The following is a 20655-nucleotide window of genomic DNA, read 5'->3' as shown; positions in this document are numbered from 1 at the left end:
CTAAGAAATCACTGGTCGACGTCAATGGGCGCAGCCGTCGAGGCCACAGGCTTGAAGCGCCGATGATGACCCTTGTGCGGGCAGCGACTGACTCAGCCATGCCGCGAACGCTTGCGGCTTGCCGAGCCACGGGCCGATATCGATCAGGGTAAATTGGCCATTGCGTTCCAGGGCGAAGGTCGGGAAACCCTGACCGCCGACTTCGGCCAGCAACGCTCGACTGTCCTTGATGTGGCGATCGGTTTCAGCTTCCTTGAAAGCAGCCTGGAACGCTTGAGGTTCCAGTCCGATGTCTTTCGCGAGTTCTGACAACACCGCTTCATCGGCAATGCGTCGACCTTCCTCGTAGTGAGCACTCTGCAAACGCCCCAGCAACTCCAGTCCTCGGCCGGTGATCTGCTCGGCTGCCAGCACCGCGGCAATCGGCGGTGCGGAATCGAACACCGCTGTCTCATCGCGCAGCAATCCTTCGAAATACGCCTCGCCGAACGGCTGGCCGGTGTACTCGGCAATGCGACGGTCGTGGGGCATCACGTAGTTGCGCAGTTGTGGCGAGACGGTCTGGCGGTTGGCGCCAGTCATCATGCCGCCGCCGTGGGCGATCACTGGCAACACCGCCTGAGCGGCTTGCACCAGCGGTTTTGCGCCATAGCACCAGCCGCACAACGGGTCGTAAATGTAGTGAAGGATCATGGGAAGACTCCGGCAAAAGCGTAGGAAAACGAGATGCCGGCAGATTAGTCCTCCGCCCGTTTCTGAAAAACGCTGGAATGGCTTTCAGTCTGTTTCATGAATCGGTCGAATGGCCTCATGACCCCACTGCAGCCATCTCGACACAATTAGAAATAATCAAACAGCGGAACTTTTCAAGAATAATTAACGTAGGTAAATAACAAGCATTACCATTCGCACCCTCGAATTTCTCCACCCTTTCGGATGCGCTTCAGATGCCTGCCCCCTTTCGCCTCACGCCCGTCACCCTTGGGCTTTCTGCATTTCTCTCGGCCGGTTTTGCCTGCGCCGCCGCCACTGTTTTACCCGAGACGTCGATCAGTGCCGAAGTTGAAGCCGATGACCCGCGTGTGAAGGAAACCAGCACCGCAACCCGTACCGCCACGCCAGTGCGCTACGTTCCTCAAGCCATCGACTCGATTAAAACCGCGAACGTCGTGGATTACGGCACCAACGATCTGGGCACCGCGTTGAGCGGCATCCCCAACGTCAGCAGCGGCGCCGACACTCGCTTCGACAGCCTGCGCATCCGCGGTTTCGACGCCAGCAACGACTTCTACCTCGACGGCATCCGTGACGACAGCCAATACGTGCGCGATTTGCACAACATCGAACGCATCGAAGTGCTCAAAGGCCCGGCCGCTGTTTTGTATGGCCGTGGCAGTCAGGGCGGGATCGTCAATCGGGTCAGCAAACTGCCTGAATTCGGTCGCCGCTCGACCCTCGAAGCCCAGGGCGGCAGCGATGATTTACGCAGCCTCTACGCCGACCTCAGCACCGACCCGAGCGAGAACATCAGCCTGCGCCTGAACATGGGCAACATGGATCAAAACAGCTTCCGCGATGGCGTGAGCGGCAATCGCCAACTGTTCGCTCCGTCGATGAGCTGGCAACTGACGCCGGACCTGAACTGGCTGGTGCAGTACGAATACAGCCGCTACAACCGTACGCCGGATCGCGGTATCCCCGGGGTAAACGGACGCCCGGCGGACGTAGGACGGGATACGACCTACGGCAGCGAGCACGATTTCATCGACGACAAGTCGCAATCCCTGCGCTCGAAGCTCAGTTATGAGCTCAGCGACAACTGGCAGCTGCGCCACACCCTCGGCGTATTCAAGCTCAACAGCGATTTCGACAACACCTACCTGACGGGCTACACCCCGGCGACCAACAAGGTCACGCGCCAGCACTGGCAACAGGACCTGACCACCCGCAATGTCTACAACAACGTCGAGCTGGAAGGCGGTTTCGACACGTTCGGCCTTGAACATCGCTTGCTGACCGGTATCGAAATCGGCAGCCAACGGCGCGATCCGACGTTGTACAACGCGGCCACCGGGCCCGGGACTCAGCCGGTGCCAGCGCTGGACCTGTACAACCCCGACCGCAATTTGCGCCATACCGGGCGGATGCAAGTGTCCAGCAGCACCCACACCGAAGTCGAAAGCCGTGCGGTGTATGTGCAGGATCAACTGCGCCTGAACGATCAATGGCAACTGCTGGCGGGTTTGCGTTACGACACCTTCGACATCGAGTCGACCAACAAGCTGCGGGACATTTCCGAAGATCGCGACAGCCATAGCACCAGCCCGCGTGCAGGACTGGTGTGGACGCCGCTGCAGAATCATTCCTTCTACGCCTCCTGGACCAAGACCTTTTCCCCGGTCGGCGGTGGTTTGATCGGTATCACCCCAGGCGCCGCCGGCAACAGCAACGACCTGAGCCCCGAGCTGACCAAGCAAAAGGAAATCGGCGTGAAGAGCGACTGGCTCGATGATCGCCTGAGCACCACATTGGCGATCTACGAACTGGAACTCTACAACCGCCGTACCAGCGATCCCGACAATCCGACCGTCACCTTAATGACCGGCCTGCAACGTTCCCGCGGGATCGAGCTGACTGGCACCGGCAAAATCGCCGGCAACTGGTACGTGCGCGGTGGCGTGGGTGTGCAGGACGCGACGGTCGTAAAGGACAACAACGGCTTTGAAGGCAAGCGCATCAGCAACGTGGCCAAGCACAACGGCAGCCTGTTCCTGACCTGGAAGCCGGAAATGGGCTGGTACGCTGAAACCGGCCTGACCCTGGTGGGCCAGCGTTACGCCGACAACCTCAACACCACCGTGCTGCCAGGTTATGGCCGTTGGGATGCATTGGCCGGGTTCCGGCAGAAGGATTGGGACCTGCGCGCGGCGCTGAACAACATCAGCGACAAGACCTATTACTCGTCGGCCACCCGTGCGGCGCAGATTCAGCCGGGTGAACCGCGCAGCGTGGTCGTGACCGGGACCTACAGCTTTTAAACACCGCAAAACCCTGTGGGAGTGAGCCTGCTCGCGATAGCGGCCGGGCAGTCAACATCGATGTCGACTGATCCACCGCCATTGCGAGCAGGCTCACTCCCACATTTTGATCTCCAGTGATCACGAAAAAACCTCCGCCCATAAAAAAGCGCCGCCATCCCGGCAGCGCTTTTACCAATCCTTTGTTTTTTCTTCTTATCCTTCCATCACATCCCACAACGCTTCCAGCTCCGCTTCGCTGAATAAACCAGCGGGGTAGCGTTCGATCATCGTCCGGCGCGGATCAGGTTCTCTGATCTGACGCGTTCCATTGGACTTCAACCAGTGCGCCAGGACCTGGAGCGATTCGCTGTTTACTGCCAGGGGATGCAACGCCCGCTCGCTCACCACATTCATTTCGGCGTTCATTTCCGCGCTCTCTCCTGGATTGTGAGCGGCTAACTTATCCAAGGTTTATGACAGAACATCGCAGTTCTCCCCCTCCCTGTTACACCCTGAGCGATACAAGAGCTGTGCCAAAGTTTCGCAACTGTCGACAAGCGGATACAAAAAAGCCCGCAGTCCTGTAGGGCTGCGGGCTTTGTGCTAAACCGTGAGCGAAAACGTTTGCCTGGACTATTTTGCAATCAACTCAAGCTGTTACAACCGCACTCACTCTTTGTGGGGGGCTGGCTGTTGTTGGGTAAGGCAGTGGATGTTACCGCCTCCCAGTAACAGTTCGCGGCCGGGCACCATTACCACTTCATGCTGCGGGAACAGTGCCTGCAACATCTCTTTTGCCGGGCCATCCAATGGGTCGTCGAAGCTTGGCGCGATGATGCCGCCGTTCACGATCAGAAAGTTCACGTAGGAACCGGCCAGACGCACGGTCGGATTACGCTCCTGAGTCCCGTCCACCGGATCAACCCCCGCGCACTCTTCTTCGGTCGCATACAGCGGCCCCGGAATCGGCATCTTGTGCACCGTGAATGGGCGACCCTTGGCGTCGGTGCTGCTTTCCAGCACTTTCATTGCCGCCTGGCAGCGCGGGTAGTTCGGGTCCTGCGGGTCATCGGTCCAGGCCAGCAACACTTCGCCCGGACGCACGTAGCAGCAGAAGTTATCCACATGGCCGTCGGTTTCGTCGTTGAACAAACCGTCCGGCAGCCAGATGATTTTATCCACAGCCAGATTCGCGCTGAGCACCGCTTCGATCTCTGCACGGTTCATGTGCGGATTGCGATTGCGGTTGAGCAGGCATTCTTCGGTGGTGATCAGTGTGCCTTCGCCATCGACGTGGATCGAACCACCTTCAAGCACAAAGCCCTCGGTGCGGTAGCGCTGGCTGCGCTCGATCTCGAGGATTTTGCCGCCGACCTGGGAATCGCGATTCCACGGCGAGTACAGCCCCCCGTCGAAACCGCCCCACGCGTTGAAGTCCCAATTCACACCACGGACTTCGCCGCCGTTATTGATGACAAACGTCGGCCCCGTGTCGCGAACCCAGGCGTCGTCGCTGGACATTTCCACCACACGAATATTCGGCACGTCCAGACGGGCGCGGGCGTTTTCGTATTGGCCGGCGGAAACCGCCACGGTCACCGGTTCGAAACGCGCAATGGCTTTGGCTACCGCGACGTGCGCGGCTTGCGCCGGTTTGCCACCCAGACGCCAGTTATCCGGGCGCTCGGGCCAGATCATCCAGGTCTGGGTTTGCGGCGCCCATTCGGCGGGCATGTAAAAGCCGTCGGCGCGAGGCGTGCTGTGCAAAGTGGTCATGACAATCAGGACTCCAGGGAACCGTCGAGGGTTTTCAGTGTGCCATACAGGTTCGGGCGACGATCACGGAACGAGCCCCAGGCGCTGCGGATGTGTTCCAGTTCGTCCAGATCGAAGCTCTGAACCAGCACGCCTTCTTCAGTTTCGTTGAGCTCTTGAACCTTCTCGCCGAACTGGTTGGCGATGAACGACGAGCCGTAGAACGTAATGTCGTAGCCGTCCTGCTCTTCGTTGCCGATGCGGTTGCTGGCGATCAGCGGCATCAGGTTGGCGCCGGCATGGCCTTGTTGCACGCGCTGCCAGTGATCGCGGGACGAAATGCTCTTGTCGTGTGGCTCGCTGCCGATCGCGGTCGGGTAGAACAGAATTTCCGCGCCGAGCAACGCCATGCTGCGGGCGCATTCCGGGAACCACTGGTCCCAGCAGATGCCCACGCCGATTTTCGCGTAACGGGTGTTCCAGACTTTGAAGCCAGTGTCGCCCGGATTGAAGTAATACTTTTCGTGGTAGCCAGGGCCGTCCGGGATATGGCTTTTACGATAAATCCCGAGGTTGCTGCCGTCGGCATCGATGATCGCGATGCTGTTGAAACGCGCGCGGCCCGCCAGTTCGTAGAAGCTGATCGGCAGAACCACTTGCAGCTCCTTGGCGACTTTCTGGAAGTGCTTGATGGCGACGTTGTCTTCAACGGTCGTGGCCAGTTGCAGGTAATCCGGGTTCGGCTTCTGGCAAAAGTACGGAGCCTCGAACAGTTCCTGGATCAGGATGATCTGCGCGCCTTGCGCCGCGGCCTCACGGACCAGCCGCTCAGCGGTCTCGATGTTGGCTTCAAGGTCCCAGGAACAGGCCATCTGGGTGGCGGCGACGGTAACGATACGGCTCATGAATCATCTCCGGGGCAATTGCTTGAGGGTCGAGCGTGGCATCGACCAATGACAGAAATGGGAAGCACCGGGCGTGGTGAGGCCACACCGGGGCAGCGGTGACTTTATAGCCGATAAAAATCGGCTTTTAAAGCTTAAAATAATCCACCTGTCGAAATTAACTCAATTAATCCAGATAATAATCGAACTTTACGCTATCCCTGTGGGAGCGGGCTTGCTCGCGAAAGCGGTGCGTCAGTCAAAGTAGATGTCGACTGACACGGCCCTTTCGCGAGCAAGCCCGCTCCCACAGGGGATGTGTGTTTACAGGCCCTCTGCGAGAACCTGCGACAGCATGTCCACAAAGAAATCCACGCTCCGGCGCGAGGTCACCATCGGCGGTTTGATCTTGAGGACGTTCAGGTAATCGCCCGTCGGCTGCATGAAGATCCCCAGCTCGCGCAACCGATCACACAGCGCCGAGGTTTCTTCGGTTGCCGGTTCCAGGGTTTCGCGATTGCGGATCAACTCGACGCCCAGATAGAAGCCGGAACCATGCACCGCGCCCACCAACGGATGAATATCGATCAGCGCTTCAAGCCGTTCCTTGAAATACCCGCCCACGACCTGAGCGTTTTCCCAGAGCCTTTCTTCCTCTATCACATCCAGCACGGCCATGCCGATCTGGCAACTGACCGGGCTGCCGCCGGCCGACGAGAAGAAGTAACCCTCAGCCTCCAGCGCTTCGGCGATTTCCCGACGGGTGATCACCGCGCCCAACGGCTGGCCATTGCCCATGCCTTTGGCCATGGTGATGATGTCCGGCACCACGCCTTGTTCTTCGAACCCCCAGAAAAAGTTGCCCATGCGGCCGTAACCGACCTGCACTTCGTCGGCGATGCAGACACCGCCCTGAGCACGAACCAGCGTATAAACCTGTTGCAAATACCCCGGCGGCAGCGAGATACCGCCGGCATTGCCGTACACCGGTTCGCAGATGAAACCGGCCAGCTGACGCTTCTGCTCGGCAATTTTCGCCAGGTTGTGTTCGACGCTGCGCACGTAGTCCGGGGCGCTATCCGGGCCACGGAATTCGCCGCGATAGGTGTTCGGCGCGGTGACCGGATGCACCCAGTCCGGACGGCTGCTCAAAGCCTTCGGGTTGTCGGCAATCGAGGTCGAGACCGCGTCCGCGCCCACTGTCCAGCCGTGATAGGCCTCGAGCACGCTGAGCATGTCGCGACCACCGCTGTAGGCCCAGGCCAGGCGGATTGCCAGGTCATTGGCCTCGCTGCCGCTGTTGACCAGGAATACCCGGTCCATGGAGTCCGGCGACAGTTTCAGTAAACGCTCGGAGAATTCGGCAACCGCCGCGTAGTTAAAACGCGAGTTGGTATTGAGCAGCGACCACTGACGACTGGCGACCGCCGCCATGCGCGGATGACCGTGGCCAAGCACCGCGACGTTGTTGAGCATGTCGAGGTAGGAACGGCCTTGCATGTCGATCAAGTGATTGCGCCAGCCGCGTTCGATACGCGGCGGGTCGACGTAATAGTGCTTCTGGGTACGGGCGAAACTGGCGTCACGGCGCGCCAGCAACGTCTGCGAATCGAGCTCCTCTTCGGCGTCACAGGCCAGTCCCAGCAGCACCGCCGGTGACGGGCACAACGCTTGCCAGGCAGCCGCGCGAGACGGCGTGCAAAACAACGGCGCCGTGAACGAAGCGCCGCGACACAACTGCACGATCAACGGCCCGCTGACCGAACCCAGCACCTGGCCTTTGACCAGCGCTGCGCCCGTGTGCAGCGACGGCGTCACGCCCCACAGGCGAACACTCAGTTGCGGGCCGTCCAGTTGCAGCACACCCGCCGCTGGCTGATGCACCACCCCGGCAAACGGTGATTCGACCGCCGTGCCGTGGGGCACTCGCAATTCGACGTGCAATGGGCAGGTGTCGGGTTCGCTGGCGCTGTCCGGGCGGGTGCGGGACAAGCGATATTGCCCATAACGACTGGCCGCCAAACCGTGAGCCACGGCAGCTTCGGTCAGCAGCCGCTGATCGATCCCCTCCTGCTCCCAATTGCCGGCCTCGAAATGCGGACTGAGCACGCCCAAATCGATCAACGCAAACTCACGCCCCACCAGGCTCGGCAGCAGCGGCGCGAAACCTTCGCTGCCGATGCCCGGCAGGTTCTGGCCGACCGCGGTCAGGATCGCGGCTTCCATCAACGCCAACGGCACCGATGTAGCGACGCGGAAAATCTCCCACTCGTGGGTGAGGTTGTCGCGGCTGTATTCGTTGCCCGGATCGATGCTGACCTGCTGTTCGCCGCTGAGCACCAACACCGCCGCACGAGCGACGATCAGTGGCCAGAGCGCCAGTAGCTCTTCATGCGTGAGCGGATTGACCGCGTGATAGGCCTGAACCGCCGGCAAAATGTAGAACGGATCGCCATCAGCGTGGTGCAGCAGCGCCGCGCAGGTCACCGACAGATCAGTGATGCGCCAGGTACGAACCAGGTCGCCGAAATCGATCACCCCCTGCAATTGCCACTGACGTTGCGAATCTCGCTGCCACACCACGTTGTCGTCAGTGATGTCCATGTGAATGGCCTGCACCGGCAGCTTATCCACAAGCGGCTGCAAATGACGCTCGGCCTGTTCAGCCGCATCAGCGATCAGCCGGCGTTGATGCTCGTCAGTGATGACCGGCAGCAAATGCGCGATCAACGCGTTGGCGTGGCGGGCGTCCCATTGAAGCGTGCGCTCGAGGCCCGGATGGTCGAAACCGGCCAGCGCCAGGTCCATTTCACCGCAGAGTCGACCAAAACCGGCCACCACTGAACCGGGCAGATGATCCAGATGTGTGAGCGACTGGCCTTCGATGTAATCGAGCAGGCGCACATGCACCGGTTGGCCGCCGACTTCCAGCGAGAGAAGGTCTGCACCGTTTTTGGCGGCAATCACTCGCGGCACATGCACATCGGGGTGTTCACCCAAATGCTTGAGTCCGGCGTGCTGGGCGTGCAGCTCCTGCGCCGAGTAATCACCACGGCAGATTTTCAGGACAAAACGCCCCTGGTCGCTGTCGACCCGATAGTTAAGATCCTGCTGGCTGCCAAGGGCCTGCAACCTTCCACTCAGGCCGTAATGTCCCTTCAGCAGCTCAAGCGCTTGCTCCGCAGACACTTGCGGGCTGGGCAAACTGGCGCGATGAATCAACGTGGCGAGTGGCATACAACGACCCCTGAAATTTTATTAGGCGCTTATATCGCCACTGCTTTGGGTGATACGCAACCCCTTCGCCTGCCAGAACCCCTCCTGAGGCTCGACAAATCAGTGAACGGATCAGGAAAAAAATCACTCCACTCGCGCCCGCCGCCACTTTGCGCAAGAATGTCGCCCATCAATGCCTATTGCTGGAGAAAGCCATGAAAGTAGTCACCACCGACCTGCCCGGTGTTCTGATCATCGAACCCAAGGTATTTGGTGACGAGCGCGGTTTCTTCTATGAAAGCTTCAATGCCAAGGCTTTCAAGGAAGCGACTGGCCTGGAGACGAATTTCGTTCAAGACAATCATTCCCGCTCGCAAAAAGGCGTATTGCGCGGCCTGCATTACCAGCTGGAAAACACTCAAGGCAAACTGGTTCGGGTCACCGCCGGTGAAGTACTCGACGTGGCCGTGGACATTCGCCGCAGCTCGCCCCATTTCGGTAAATGGGTGGCTGTGCGTCTGTCCGCCGAGAACCATCGCCAACTCTGGGTCCCGGAGGGTTTCGCCCACGGTTTCGTGGTGCTGAGCGACTTCGCCGAATTTCTCTACAAAACCACCGACTACTACACCCCGTCCGCCGAGCGCAGCATTCGCTGGGACGACCCGGACCTGGCCATTGATTGGCAACTGGACGAAGCGCCACAACTGTCCGGCAAAGATCAGGCCGCGGCGTTCTTCAAGGATGCTGAAGTCTTTTCCTGAAACACCGTCTGAATCATCACCGCGCAAGCGTGCCTGACCCACGGCGCGCAGACTGCGCCCGCAAGCCTAGGCATAATGCGCCTGTACCCACAGGCGCTCGATGCTCATGACTCCGACCCTCCCCCGCAGACCCCGTTGGCGCAGCCTGGCCCTGCTCGCGCTGTGCCTGGCACCGTTGCTGTGGCCGCTGGAGCATCTGGCCGAGCGTTATTACCGCAGCGAACTGGCCGGGCAGAACCGTCAGACCCTCGACCTTTACGTCGCCAACCTGCTGGGCACCCTGCACCGCTATGAAGTGTTGCCGCAGATCCTCGGCGATCTACCGGCCCTGCGAGCCGTCCTCGGTGCGCCCGACGATGGCGTCACCCAGGGCAACGCCAATCGCTTGTTAAAAAACATCAGCGCCCAGACCGGCGCCGAAGTCATGTACCTGATGGACACCACGGGCAAGACCCTGGCCGCGTCCAACTGGGACAAACACGACAGTTTCGTCGGGCGTAACTTTTCCTTCCGACCGTATTTCAGCGAAGCCATGGCCGGGCGGCTTGGGCGCTTTTTCGGTTTGGGCACAACATCGGCCAAGCGCGGCTATTTCTTCGCCGCCGCCGTGCGTAACGGCGAAAAGATCATCGGCGTGCTGGTGGTCAAGGTCGATCTGGACCACACCGAAAGCCTCTGGGGCAAAACCCCGGAACAACTGCTGCTGACCGACCATAACGGCGTGGTCATTCTCACGTCGCGGCCCGAGTGGCGATTCCGCTCGACCCGCCCGTTGGGCGAAGAAGAAAGCAAGGCTATTACTGCGATTCAACCTTATCCGACCCGCGATCCCAAACCCTTGCGGCTCAACCCCAACGCCTGGCTGACACAAACCCAGTCCATCGCAGAAACCGGTTGGAACGTCAGCATCCTCGCCCCACGTACTTTGATCGATCGCCCGGTACGCACGGTCGTCGCCATCGGCGGCGCGACGTTGTTGGTGTTGATGTTGCTGCTGGGGCTGATGATGCAGCGCCGCCGTCATTACCTTGATCGAATCGCCTTCGAAGCCAAGGCCCGTCGCGAGCTGGAAGGCCGGGTAGCCGAGCGGACCAGCGACCTCGAAGGCCTCAACCGTCGATTGAAACAGGAAGTGCTGGAACGCGAACAGGCCCAGCAAGAGCTGGTTCGCGCTCAGGATGATCTGGTGCAGGCCGGCAAACTGTCGGCCCTTGGTACCATGTCGGCGAGCATCAGCCACGAATTGAATCAACCGCTGGCGGCGATCCGCAGCTACGCAGAAAACGCCGAAGTGCTGCTCGATCATCAGCGCACTGAAGATGCACGCGGCAACCTCAAGTTGATCAGCGAACTGACCGGGCGCATGGCCTCGATCATCGCCCACCTGCGCGCCTTCGCCCGGCGCGATCGCCACGCCCCGGAAAGCGTCGCCCTGCAACCGGCGCTGGACGATGCGCTGGCGCTGCTGGCCAAGCGTCGACGCAGCATGGAAGTCGAGCTGATCCGCGATTTGCCGGCCGCCACCCTGTGGGTCGAGGCCGGGGAAACCCGTCTGCGTCAGGTACTCGGCAATCTGCTGGCCAACGCTTTGGACGCCCTGACGGAAAAAGGCCCGCCGCGCAAGCTCTGGTTGAGTGCCCAATCGACTGCCGACGGCGTCAATCTGTACATTCGCGACAATGGCCCCGGGTTCTGCCTGGAGGCACTTGGCCGCGCCAGCGAGCCCTTCTACACCACCAAGACCCGCACTCAGGGGCTTGGGCTTGGGCTGGCGATTTGCGAAACCCTGATGCGCGCCTTCGGTGGTGAACTGTCGTTCTCCAACCACAAGGAAGGTGGCGCCCTGATTACCCTGAAGCTGCGTGCAGGCGCACCGGGTGTGAGCTTGCAACCGTCCGAGGACCGAAGTGCATGACCATCGACAACCGCATCCAGGTCGTGTTGATCGACGACGATCCGCACCTGCGTCAGGCCTTGAGCCAGACTCTGGACCTCGCTGGCCTGAAAATCCTGCCACTGGCCGAAGCCAAGGGCCTGGCCGCGCAACTGGAACGTGACTGGCCCGGTGTGGTGGTCAGTGACATCCGCATGCCGGGCATGGACGGCCTCGAATTGCTGACTGAACTGCATGCCCAGGACCCGGAACTGCCGGTGCTGCTGATTACCGGTCACGGCGATGTGCCGCTGGCCGTGCAAGCCATGCGCGCCGGGGCTTATGACTTTCTGGAAAAACCCTTTGCCAGCGACGCCCTGCTCGACAGCGTGCGCCGCGCCCTGGACCTGCGCCGGCTGGTGCTGGACAACCGCAGCCTGCGTCTGGCCCTGAGCGATCGCAATGAGCTGAGCGCCCGACTGGTCGGGCAATCGGCGCCGATGCTGCGCCTGCGCGAGCAGATCGGTGCATTGGCGGCGACCAAGGCCGATGTGCTGATCCTCGGCGAAACCGGTGCCGGTAAAGAAGTTGTCGCACGTGCATTGCACGATCTGTCGAGCCGTCGAAACGGTCCGTTCGTGGCGATCAATGCCGGCGCTCTCGCCGAGTCGGTCGTAGAAAGCGAGCTGTTCGGCCACGAGCCAGGCGCCTTTACCGGCGCGCAAAAGCGCCGCATCGGCAAGTTCGAATTCGCCAATGGCGGCACGTTGTTTCTTGATGAAATCGAAAGCATGAGCCTGGATGTGCAGGTGAAATTGCTGCGCTTGCTGCAAGAGCGGGTCGTCGAGCGCTTGGGCGGTAATCAGTTGATCCCGCTGGACATCCGCATCATCGCTGCGACCAAGGAAGACCTGCGTCAATCCGCCGATCAGGGCCGCTTCCGTGCCGACTTGTATTACCGCCTGAACGTCGCACCGCTGCGTATTCCGCCGCTGCGTGAGCGTGGCGAAGATGCGCTGATGCTGTTCCAGCACTTCGCCGATGAAGCCAGTGCTCGTCACGGTCTGCCACCCCACGAGTTGCAACCGGGACAACGCGCCCTGCTGCTGCGCCACACCTGGCCGGGCAACGTGCGGGAATTGCAGAACGCCGCCGAACGCTTTGCCCTGGGCCTGGAATTGGCCCTGGACAATAGCGCAGCGGATGGCGCTGTCGGCATGACGGTCGAGGTGGTCAGTGGCGGTCTCAGCGAACAAGTGGAAAACTTCGAGAAGAGCTTGATCGCCGCCGAACTGGCGCGCTCTCACAGCTCGGTGCGCAGCCTCGCCGAAGCCCTTGGCATCCCACGCAAGACCTTGCACGACAAACTGCGCAAGCACGGGCTGAACTTCGCCGACAGTGGCAGCAGCCACACCGACGAACCCGATTGAGCTACCGTCCAATCATCATCTTCAAACAAGAGATCCATGCATGAGCCGCGACAGCCGTCATCTGGAATCAGTCCTCCATCGCGACATTCCCCTGACGCGGGACATGGGCCTCAAAGTGCTCGATTGGCACGACCAGCAACTGCGCCTGCACTTGCCGCTGGAGGCCAACGTCAATCATAAAAGCACGATGTTTGGCGGCAGCCTGTATTGCGGCGCGGTGCTGGCCGGTTGGGGCTGGTTGCATTTGCGTTTGCGTGAAGAAGGGGTTGAAGGCGGGCACATCGTGATTCAGGAAGGGCAGATCAGCTACCCGCTGCCGGTGACCATGGACGCGACAGCGATTTGCCATGCACCGAGTGCGGCGGTGTGGAAGAAGTTTTTAGCGATGTATGGGCGGTATGGACGGGCGCGGTTGACGCTGCATTCGCGGATCGTCAATGCCGACAGTGATGACGATGCGGTGACGTTTACCGGGCAGTACGTCCTGCATCGGTGATCGTTCCCACGCTCTGCGTGGTAATGCCTCTAGGGACGCTCCGCGTCCAGTGACGCGGAGCGTCACGGGCTGCATTCCCACGCGGAGCGTGGGAACGATCTTAGCGGCGAGCGAGTTCCAACAGTTTTTCGCGCCACGCAGCCTTCGCCGGCAGCGCCAGGAAAAACGCATTCAACAACGATTCCCGCGCCGGATAACTGAACGGCGCACCGCTCAAATCCAGCACTTCACCGCCCGCCCCTTCCAGCACACCTTGCGCCGCCGCCGTGTCCCACTGCGAAGTCGGCGCCAACCGCGGATAACAATCCGCCGCCCCTTCCGCCAACAAACAGAACTTCAACGAACTGCCGATGTTAGCCAATTGCAGCTCACCCAGACTGTCGCTCAACCCGGCCAGCAGGCGCTCCTGCTCAGGACTGGAATGCCGACGGCTGGCAACCACGGTAAACGCTTCACCCTCAGCAGGAACCTCGCGAACCTGAATCGGCAAAGGCTGCGCGTCTTTGTCGCCACGCCATGCGCCCAGACCCGCACCACCGACGTAGAAGCGCCCGTTGGTCGGCATCGACACCACGCCAAACACCACTCGCCCCTGCTCGATCAGCGCGATGTTGACGGTAAATTCTTCGCTACCGGAGATGAACTCCTTGGTCCCGTCCAGCGGGTCCACCAGCCACCAACGCTGCCACCCGGCGCGCACGCTCTGGGGAATGTTGGCGTCTTCTTCGGACAGCACCGGGATGCTCGGGTCCAGCGCCGTCAGCCCGGCCAGAATCACATGGTGAGCGGCCATGTCGGCGGCCGTCACCGGAGAATCATCGGATTTTGCAGTCACGGCGACGTTGGCACGCCAGAACGGCAGAATCGCTTCGCCAGCTTTCAGCGCCAGTTCAACAACAGGCGCCATCAACGGATGGGGGAAAATCATGGCTGGAACACTCCACGCTGAGTCAGCAGATCACGGGCCAGATACAGTGCTGCCAATGCACGGCCCTCGGTGAATCGCGGGTTCTGGGCCAGGGCCGACAACTCACGCAGGTTGATTTTGTCCACGCCCATCGGCTCGGGCTCATCGCCTTCAAGGCTTTCTTCGTATAGATCAGTGGCCAACACCACCTGGATCTTCTGGCTCATGTAACCGGGGGACAACGACAACTCAGTCAAATGCTCCAGTTGCCGCGCGCCGTACCCGGCCTCTTCCTTGAGCTCCCGCTCGGCCGCCGCCAGCACGTCCTCGCCCGGCTCGATCAAGCCTTTGGGCAAGGACAGCTCGTATTCATCGGTGCCGCCGCAATACTCTTCAACCAGCACCGCGTGGTCCGCATCCAGCATTGCCACGATCATCACCGCGCCATAACCGACGCCCTTGCCCACCAGTCGCTCATACGTGCGCTCCACGCCATTGGAAAAGCGCAACTTCAGCTCTTCGACGCAGAACAAACGGCTGGTGGCGACGATCTCGCGGGCGAGGACGGTGGGTTTCTGGCGCATGAGCGGCTCCTTGGCGATAGCGCGTTACTATACCCGGCCTATCCTGATTGTTTACGTCGGATATCTTTTTTACCGCTGGAGAAGTTTTTATGTCCCTGCTGCCCTGGCGCGACATCGACACCGTTCTGCTGGATATGGACGGCACGCTGCTGGACCTGCATTACGACAACCATTTCTGGATGGAGCACCTGCCCCAGCGTTACGCCGAATTGCACGGGGTGAGCCGGGCGATGGCCGAGATGGAATTGCAGCCGTTGTTCGAACGCAACGCCGGCCAGTTGCAGTGGTATTGCCTGGATTTCTGGAGCGCCGAGCTCAAGTTGTCGGTGCGCGAACTGAAACTGGAAACCGCGCATTTGATTGCCCTGCGTCCGGACGCGGACACCTTTCTGGCCGCCATCAAACGGGCCGGCAAGCGCGTGGTGCTGATCACCAATGCGCATCGCGATTCGCTGTCATTGAAACTGGAAAGAATCGAACTGGCGCCGTACTTCGAGCGGTTGATCAGCTCGCATGATTACGGTTTTGCCAAGGAAAACCCGCAATTCTGGGATGCCTTGCAAGCGGACATCGGTTTTGATCCGGCGCGCAGTCTGTTTATCGACGATACGTTGCCTATCCTGCGTAGCGCGCGGAATTTTGGGGTGGCGCATCTGTTGGCCGTGAGTGAGCCGGACAGCCGTAAAGGGCCGAAGGACACGGCCGAGTTTGCGGCGGTTGGGGATTATCGGGAGTTGATTGCAGGGCTTTAGACCGAGTCGCCTGCTTCGCGAGCAAGCCCGCTCCCACAGGATCTGTGTCGTTCGCATCCATCGTGGACGACACAGATCCTGTGGGAGCGGGCTTGCTCGCGAAGGGCATCACACGGCCTCGAGACTTACTCAGGAATCCGCAACGACTGCCCCGGATAGATCTTGTCCGGGTGAGACAGCATCGGCTTGTTGGCCTCAAAGATTTTGTTGTACTTGTTGGCGTCGCCGTACTCAGCCTTGGCAATCGCGCTGAGGGTGTCGCCCTTTTTAACGGTGACGAACCGCGCCGCCTGAGCAACCGGGCCCGTCACGGTGATCTGGTCATCCACACTACCGACACCGGCAATATTGCCCACCGCCAGCAGGATTTTTTCCTTCTCTTCCTGACTGCCGACTTCGCCGGTCACGGTGACTTTGTCGCCATCCACCGTCGCCTGCACATTCGGGTTACCCAGGCCGACCTTGCTGATGTGTTCTTTCAACTGCTCGCTGGCATTGGCGTTGCCTGGCGTCAGCAAGTCGATAAGTTTTTCGCCTGCTTCTTTCACGAAGCTAAAAATACTCATGGTGCGCTCTCCTTGGGTTTTGGGTTCCAGACGCAAAAGCCTAGACCAAGGCTGTTACCTGCGGTTCCAACCCGACCAATGACGCCGCTTCCCCCCAAGCGCTAGAATCCGAGCCTTCCCGCGCCCTGGAGCGAAGATGGACATCAAGCAACTTAAATTCCTCATCGCCCTCGATGAAACCCGGCATTTCGGCCAGGCCGCTGCGCGTTGTCACATCACCCAGCCGACTCTGTCCATGCGCCTGCGCAGCCTCGAAGAAGAACTCGAGTTGCCGCTGGTCAATCGCGGTCAGCGCTTCGAGGGTTTCACCGCACCGGGTGAACGGGTGCTGGCATGGGCGCGCACCGTGTTGGCGGCCTACGACGGCTTGCAGGCAGAGGCGGCGGCCTGTCGCGGCAATCTGGTCGGTACGTTGCGTCTGGGCGTGGTGCCGCTGTCGAGCTTCGATCCGTTGCCGCTGATGCAACGCCTGCACGCCGAACACCCGAACCTGCGCTTCGAACTCTCGGCCCTGAGTTCTGAACAAATCCTCGAACAACTGGCAAACAATCGCCTGGATCTGGGCGTGTCGTACCTGGAGCGGCTGGACGGCGAACGCTTCGATTCCCTGGCATTCAGCGAAACCCGCATGGGCCTGCTCTATGATCAGCGCTTCTTCAGTTTCGGCGAGGCGCCGCTGAGTTGGGAATCGCTGATCGAACTGCCGCTGGGCATGCTCAGCAGCGGCATGCATTTTCGGCAGTCCATCGACCACAACTTCCACAGTCGCGGCCTCACCCCGCAGCCGTTGCTGCAAACCGATGCCGTCCACCAATTGTTACAAGCGGTGCACGGTGGATTCTGCTGCGCCGTGATGCCGCTGGACGGTGGCCTGGAAAAACTCACCGATCATTTGCGCCTGCACCCCATCGAAAATGCTCAAACCCTCGCCCGGCTGGGGCTGATCATGCGTCGCAGCGCCCCGCGTTCGGCGCTCGCGGAAGCCTGTTTCGCGATATTTCAGCAATCGCTGCCGAGCTCTTGATCGACGCCATCTATCGGCAGATCAGTATTTGCGATTAGACGCGACAAGTTGACACGCCTAGGCTTAAAGCAGCCTAACCCTTCGGTGATACCTCATGAACGCCAAGCGCCCTGCCTGCGCGGCGCCAGCCCTCGAAACGCCAGCGCCCGCCGCAAGCCAGACATACAGTTACTGCGACCTTCAAGACACCGAATCGGCCAGCACCGCGCTGGCCGAAGAAGTCGCGCTGGCGATCGCTTATAACGGCATCAGTCAGGCGGTCATGTTGGTGACGCCGACGGACCTTGAAGACTTCATCGTCGGCTTCAGCCTCGGCAGCGGCATCATCGAAGACGCTTGCGACATTTATGACCTGCAACTCAGCGGCTCGGGTTCAGCGCAATACGCGCAAGTGACCATCGCCAACCGCGCTTTCTGGAACCTCAAGCAACAGCGTCGGCAAATGGCTGGCACCAGCGGTTGCGGGCTCTGCGGCGTGGAAGCGGTGGAGCAGGCATTGCCAGACCTCAAGGTGTTGCCCGGCGCACCCTTGCCGCCCGCCGAATGGCTGGATGGCTTGCGTCAGCGCATCGGCGCGTTCCAGCCTCTTGGCCAGTACTCCGGCGCGGTGCACGCCGCCGTGTTCATGAACAGTCAGGGCCAATTGCTGCTGGGTCGCGAAGACATCGGCCGACACAATGCCCTCGATAAACTGATTGGCGGACTGATCCGTCAGAAGATCCCGACCACCGGCGGGCTGGTGATTGTCACCAGCCGTTGCAGTCTCGAACTGATCCAGAAAGTGTTGCGCGCAGGTATCCAGACCCTGGTCAGCCTGTCGTCGCCCACGGGTCTTGCCGTGCAATGGGCCCGTCGCCACAACCTCAATCTCATCCACCTGCCGCAGAAAAGTGCGCCGCGGGTCTACAGCCCCGCGACGGAGAACCCAGCGTGAGTCAACATCAACAAGCCGACCAGAAACCCGTTCCGCGTTATAAGCCCTACAAAGGTCCAGCCGGTGGCTGGGGCGCGTTGGCCAGCGTTGCCCGGGCCTGGTTGACCAGCGACAACGCGCTGAAAAACCTGCGCATGATGCTCAAAACCAACAAAAACGGCGGGTTCGACTGCCCCGGTTGTGCCTGGGGCGATTCCAATGAAGCCGGCATGGTGGCGTTCTGCGAGAACGGCGCCAAAGCAGTGAACTGGGAAGCGACCAAACGCCGTGTCGACGGTGCGTTCTTTGCCAAACACAGCGTCAGTTCATTGCTGGAACAAAGTGACTACTGGCTGGAATATCAGGGTCGCCTGACCGAGCCATTGAGCTATGACGCCGAAACCGATCGCTACAAGCCGATCAGCTGGGACGCTGCGTTCTCCCTGATCGCCAAACATTTGCAGGGCCTGTCGAGCCCGGATCAGGCTGAGTTCTACACCTCGGGCCGCGCCAGCAACGAAGCGGCGTACCTGTATCAATTGTTCGTGCGTGCCTACGGCACCAATAACTTCCCCGATTGCTCGAACATGTGCCACGAGGCCAGCGGTGTGGCCATGGCGCAAAGTGTCGGCGTCGGCAAAGGCACCGTCACCTTCGACGACTTCGAACACGCCGACGCGATTTTTGTCTGGGGTCAGAACCCTGGCACCAACCATCCGCGGATGCTCGAACCGTTGCGCGAAGCGGTGAAACGCGGCGCTCAGGTGGTGTGCATCAACCCTTTGAAGGAGCGTGGCCTGGAACGCTTCCAGCACCCGCAACACGCGATCGAAATGCTCACCAACAGCGACAAACCGACCAACACCGCGTACTTCCGTCCGGCATTGGGCGGCGACATGGCGATCATGCGCGGCATGGCCAAGTTCCTGCTGCAGTGGGAGCGTGACGCACAGAAGGAGGGTGAGCTTGCCGTATTCGACCACGACTTCCTCAATGAACACAGTGTCAACGTGCTGGAATACCTGGGCATCGTCGACGACACCTCGTGGGAGCAGATCGTCGAACAATCCGGACTGACGCTGGTTGAAATCGAGCAAGCGGCGCGGATGTACGCCAATGGCAAGAACGTGATCATGTGCTGGGCGATGGGCATCACCCAGCATCGCCATTCGGTGGCGACCATCCAGGAAATCGCCAACCTGATGTTGCTGCGCGGCAACATCGGCCGGCCCGGCGCCGGTCTGTGCCCGGTGCGCGGCCACAGTAACGTGCAGGGCGACCGGACCATGGGCATCAACGAGCGTCCGCCGGTGGCGTTCCTCGATTCCCTGGAGCGTCGCTTCAAGTTCAAGGTGCCGCGTGAAAACGGTCACAACGTGGTCGAGGCGATCCATGCCATGGCCGATGGCCGCGCGAAAGTCTTTATCGGTCTGGGCGGCAACTTCGCCCAAGCCACCCCAGACAGCTCACGGACGTTCCAGGCCCTGAGCAACTGCGACCTGACCGTGCAAATCAGTACCAAGCTCAACCGCAGCCATCTGGCCCACGGTAAAGAGGCGCTGATCCTGCCGTGCCTGGGCCGCACCGACATCGATATCCAGACCGAAGGCCCGCAAGCGGTGACCGTCGAAGACTCGTTCAGCATGGTTCACGCCTCCAACGGCCAGTTGCAGCCGCTGTCGAAGCAGATGCGCTCGGAGCCCGCGATCATCGCCGGCATCGCCGCCGCGACCTTGGGCAGCGAACCGGTGGACTGGAACTGGCTGGTAGCCGATTACCGGCGCATCCGCGACCTGATCGCCGACACCATTGTGGGTTTCAAGGACTTCAACGAGAAGATCCAGAACCCGGGCGGGTTCTACCTCGGCAGCAGCGCCGGTGCTCGCCGCTGGAATACCGCGTCGGGGCGCGCCAATTTCCGTCCGAACGTCCTGCCCAAAGATCTGGTGCACGAACGCACGCGCGCCACCGGCGTATTGCCGGACCTGATTATGCAGTCGATGCGCTCTCACGATCAGTACAACACCACGATTTATGGGCTTGATGACCGCTATCGCGGCGTGAAAGGTCAGCGTGATGTGTTGTTCGTCAACGAAGCCGACATCATTCGCCTGGGGTTCAAGCCGGGGCAGAAGGCTGACATCGTTTCGATCTGGGATGACGGCCGTGAGCGTCGGGTGAAGGGCTTTACGCTGCTGGCGTTTGATATCCCTGCCGGGCAAGCGGCGGCTTATTACCCGGAAGTGAATCCGCTGGTACCGCTGGAGAGCATCGGGGATGGCAGCCATACGCCGACATCGAAGTTTGTGGCGATCCGGTTGGAAGCGGCGAGTGAAACCGGACTCATCATGGCCAAGTCGGCCTGACGCAGCGTCTGATCTACCGCAATCGCGAGCAGGCTCGCTCCCACATTTGATCTGTGTCGTACACAAATCCACTGTGGGAGCGAGCCTGCTCGCGATTGCGGTGGAACA

At 60.6% G+C, this 20655-nt stretch carries 17 protein-coding genes; 9 read left to right on the top strand and 8 right to left on the bottom strand.

Features of this window, described 5'->3' with window-relative positions:
- Positions 1-21: 21 nt before the first annotated feature.
- Positions 22-693: a DsbA family protein gene (locus KGB03_RS27450; RefSeq protein WP_223530315.1), complete on the bottom strand. Its 672-nt coding sequence runs from the start codon at positions 691-693 to the stop codon at positions 22-24.
- A 254-nt stretch (positions 694-947) separates the two neighbouring features.
- On the opposite strand from KGB03_RS27450, the gene KGB03_RS27445 reads away from it, so the two are divergent.
- On the top strand, positions 948-3038 hold the full coding sequence (locus tag KGB03_RS27445; protein WP_223530313.1) for a TonB-dependent receptor: 2091 nt from the start codon (positions 948-950) through the stop codon (positions 3036-3038).
- Between the two features lie 195 nt (positions 3039-3233).
- On the opposite strand, the gene KGB03_RS27440 is transcribed toward KGB03_RS27445, so the two are convergent.
- The 4 genes from KGB03_RS27440 to KGB03_RS27425 form a co-directional block, all read right to left on the bottom strand.
- Positions 3234-3446 carry a hypothetical protein gene (locus KGB03_RS27440; protein WP_046052216.1) on the bottom strand — a complete coding sequence of 71 codons (213 nt, stop codon included), beginning with the start codon at positions 3444-3446 and terminating at the stop codon, positions 3234-3236.
- Between the two features lie 243 nt (positions 3447-3689).
- Complete coding sequence (gene aguA, locus KGB03_RS27435) at positions 3690-4796, bottom strand: agmatine deiminase (protein ID WP_192409832.1); 1107 nt, start codon at positions 4794-4796, stop codon at positions 3690-3692.
- Between the two features lie 5 nt (positions 4797-4801).
- Positions 4802-5680: an N-carbamoylputrescine amidase gene (aguB, locus tag KGB03_RS27430; protein ID WP_218536826.1), complete on the bottom strand. Its 879-nt coding sequence runs from the start codon at positions 5678-5680 to the stop codon at positions 4802-4804.
- Between the two features lie 303 nt (positions 5681-5983).
- Complete coding sequence (locus KGB03_RS27425; protein ID WP_223530311.1) at positions 5984-8896, bottom strand: aminotransferase; 2913 nt, start codon at positions 8894-8896, stop codon at positions 5984-5986.
- 194 nt (positions 8897-9090) lie between these two features.
- On the opposite strand from KGB03_RS27425, the gene rfbC reads away from it, so the two are divergent.
- The 4 genes from rfbC (at position 9091) to KGB03_RS27405 (ending at position 13435) form a co-directional block, all read left to right on the top strand.
- Positions 9091-9636, top strand: coding sequence for a dTDP-4-dehydrorhamnose 3,5-epimerase (gene rfbC / locus KGB03_RS27420; RefSeq protein ID WP_223530309.1), 546 nt, complete (start codon positions 9091-9093; stop codon positions 9634-9636).
- Positions 9637-9742: 106 nt separating this feature from the next.
- Positions 9743-11551, top strand: a complete 1809-nt coding sequence (locus tag KGB03_RS27415; RefSeq protein ID WP_111449455.1) for an ATP-binding protein — start codon at positions 9743-9745, stop codon at positions 11549-11551.
- On the top strand, positions 11548-12939 hold the full coding sequence (locus tag KGB03_RS27410) for a sigma-54-dependent transcriptional regulator (RefSeq protein ID WP_218536823.1): 1392 nt from the start codon (positions 11548-11550) through the stop codon (positions 12937-12939). Before KGB03_RS27415 ends, KGB03_RS27410 begins: the two co-directional genes overlap by 4 nt.
- A gap of 40 nt (positions 12940-12979) precedes the next feature.
- Positions 12980-13435: a YiiD C-terminal domain-containing protein gene (locus KGB03_RS27405; protein WP_111449457.1), complete on the top strand. Its 456-nt coding sequence runs from the start codon at positions 12980-12982 to the stop codon at positions 13433-13435.
- A 100-nt stretch (positions 13436-13535) separates the two neighbouring features.
- Here KGB03_RS27405 and cysQ read toward each other — a convergent pair whose 3' ends face one another.
- Positions 13536-14363, bottom strand: a complete 828-nt coding sequence (gene cysQ, locus KGB03_RS27400) for a 3'(2'),5'-bisphosphate nucleotidase CysQ (RefSeq protein ID WP_223530307.1) — start codon at positions 14361-14363, stop codon at positions 13536-13538.
- Positions 14360-14926, bottom strand: coding sequence for an ADP compounds hydrolase NudE (nudE, locus tag KGB03_RS27395; protein ID WP_111449459.1), 567 nt, complete (start codon positions 14924-14926; stop codon positions 14360-14362). Before nudE ends, cysQ begins: the two co-directional genes overlap by 4 nt.
- Positions 14927-15015: 89 nt before the next feature.
- Here nudE and yrfG point away from each other — a divergent pair, with 89 nt between their 5' ends.
- Complete coding sequence (yrfG, locus tag KGB03_RS27390; RefSeq protein ID WP_223530305.1) at positions 15016-15678, top strand: GMP/IMP nucleotidase; 663 nt, start codon at positions 15016-15018, stop codon at positions 15676-15678.
- 125 nt (positions 15679-15803) lie between these two features.
- Here the strand turns inward: yrfG and lysM are convergent, their stop codons facing one another.
- Entirely contained in the window at positions 15804-16244 is a 441-nt protein-coding gene (lysM, locus tag KGB03_RS27385; protein ID WP_008149329.1) for a peptidoglycan-binding protein LysM, read from the bottom strand.
- A 136-nt stretch (positions 16245-16380) separates the two neighbouring features.
- Here lysM and KGB03_RS27380 point away from each other — a divergent pair, with 136 nt between their 5' ends.
- The 3 genes from KGB03_RS27380 (at position 16381) to KGB03_RS27370 (ending at position 20547) form a co-directional block, all read left to right on the top strand.
- Positions 16381-17268: a LysR family transcriptional regulator gene (locus KGB03_RS27380; protein WP_111449462.1), complete on the top strand. Its 888-nt coding sequence runs from the start codon at positions 16381-16383 to the stop codon at positions 17266-17268.
- Positions 17269-17362: 94 nt separating this feature from the next.
- Positions 17363-18202, top strand: a complete 840-nt coding sequence (gene fdhD, locus KGB03_RS27375; RefSeq protein ID WP_192409824.1) for a formate dehydrogenase accessory sulfurtransferase FdhD — start codon at positions 17363-17365, stop codon at positions 18200-18202.
- Positions 18199-20547: an FdhF/YdeP family oxidoreductase gene (locus tag KGB03_RS27370; protein ID WP_192409823.1), complete on the top strand. Its 2349-nt coding sequence runs from the start codon at positions 18199-18201 to the stop codon at positions 20545-20547. The genes fdhD and KGB03_RS27370 overlap by 4 nt, the downstream gene beginning before the upstream one ends.
- Positions 20548-20655 lie beyond the last annotated feature (108 nt).

This window comes from Pseudomonas sp. BF-B-26 (assembly GCF_019956495.1).
Lineage (GTDB): Bacteria > Pseudomonadota > Gammaproteobacteria > Pseudomonadales > Pseudomonadaceae > Aquipseudomonas.
This window is presented reverse-complemented; position numbering and strand designations above follow the sequence as displayed.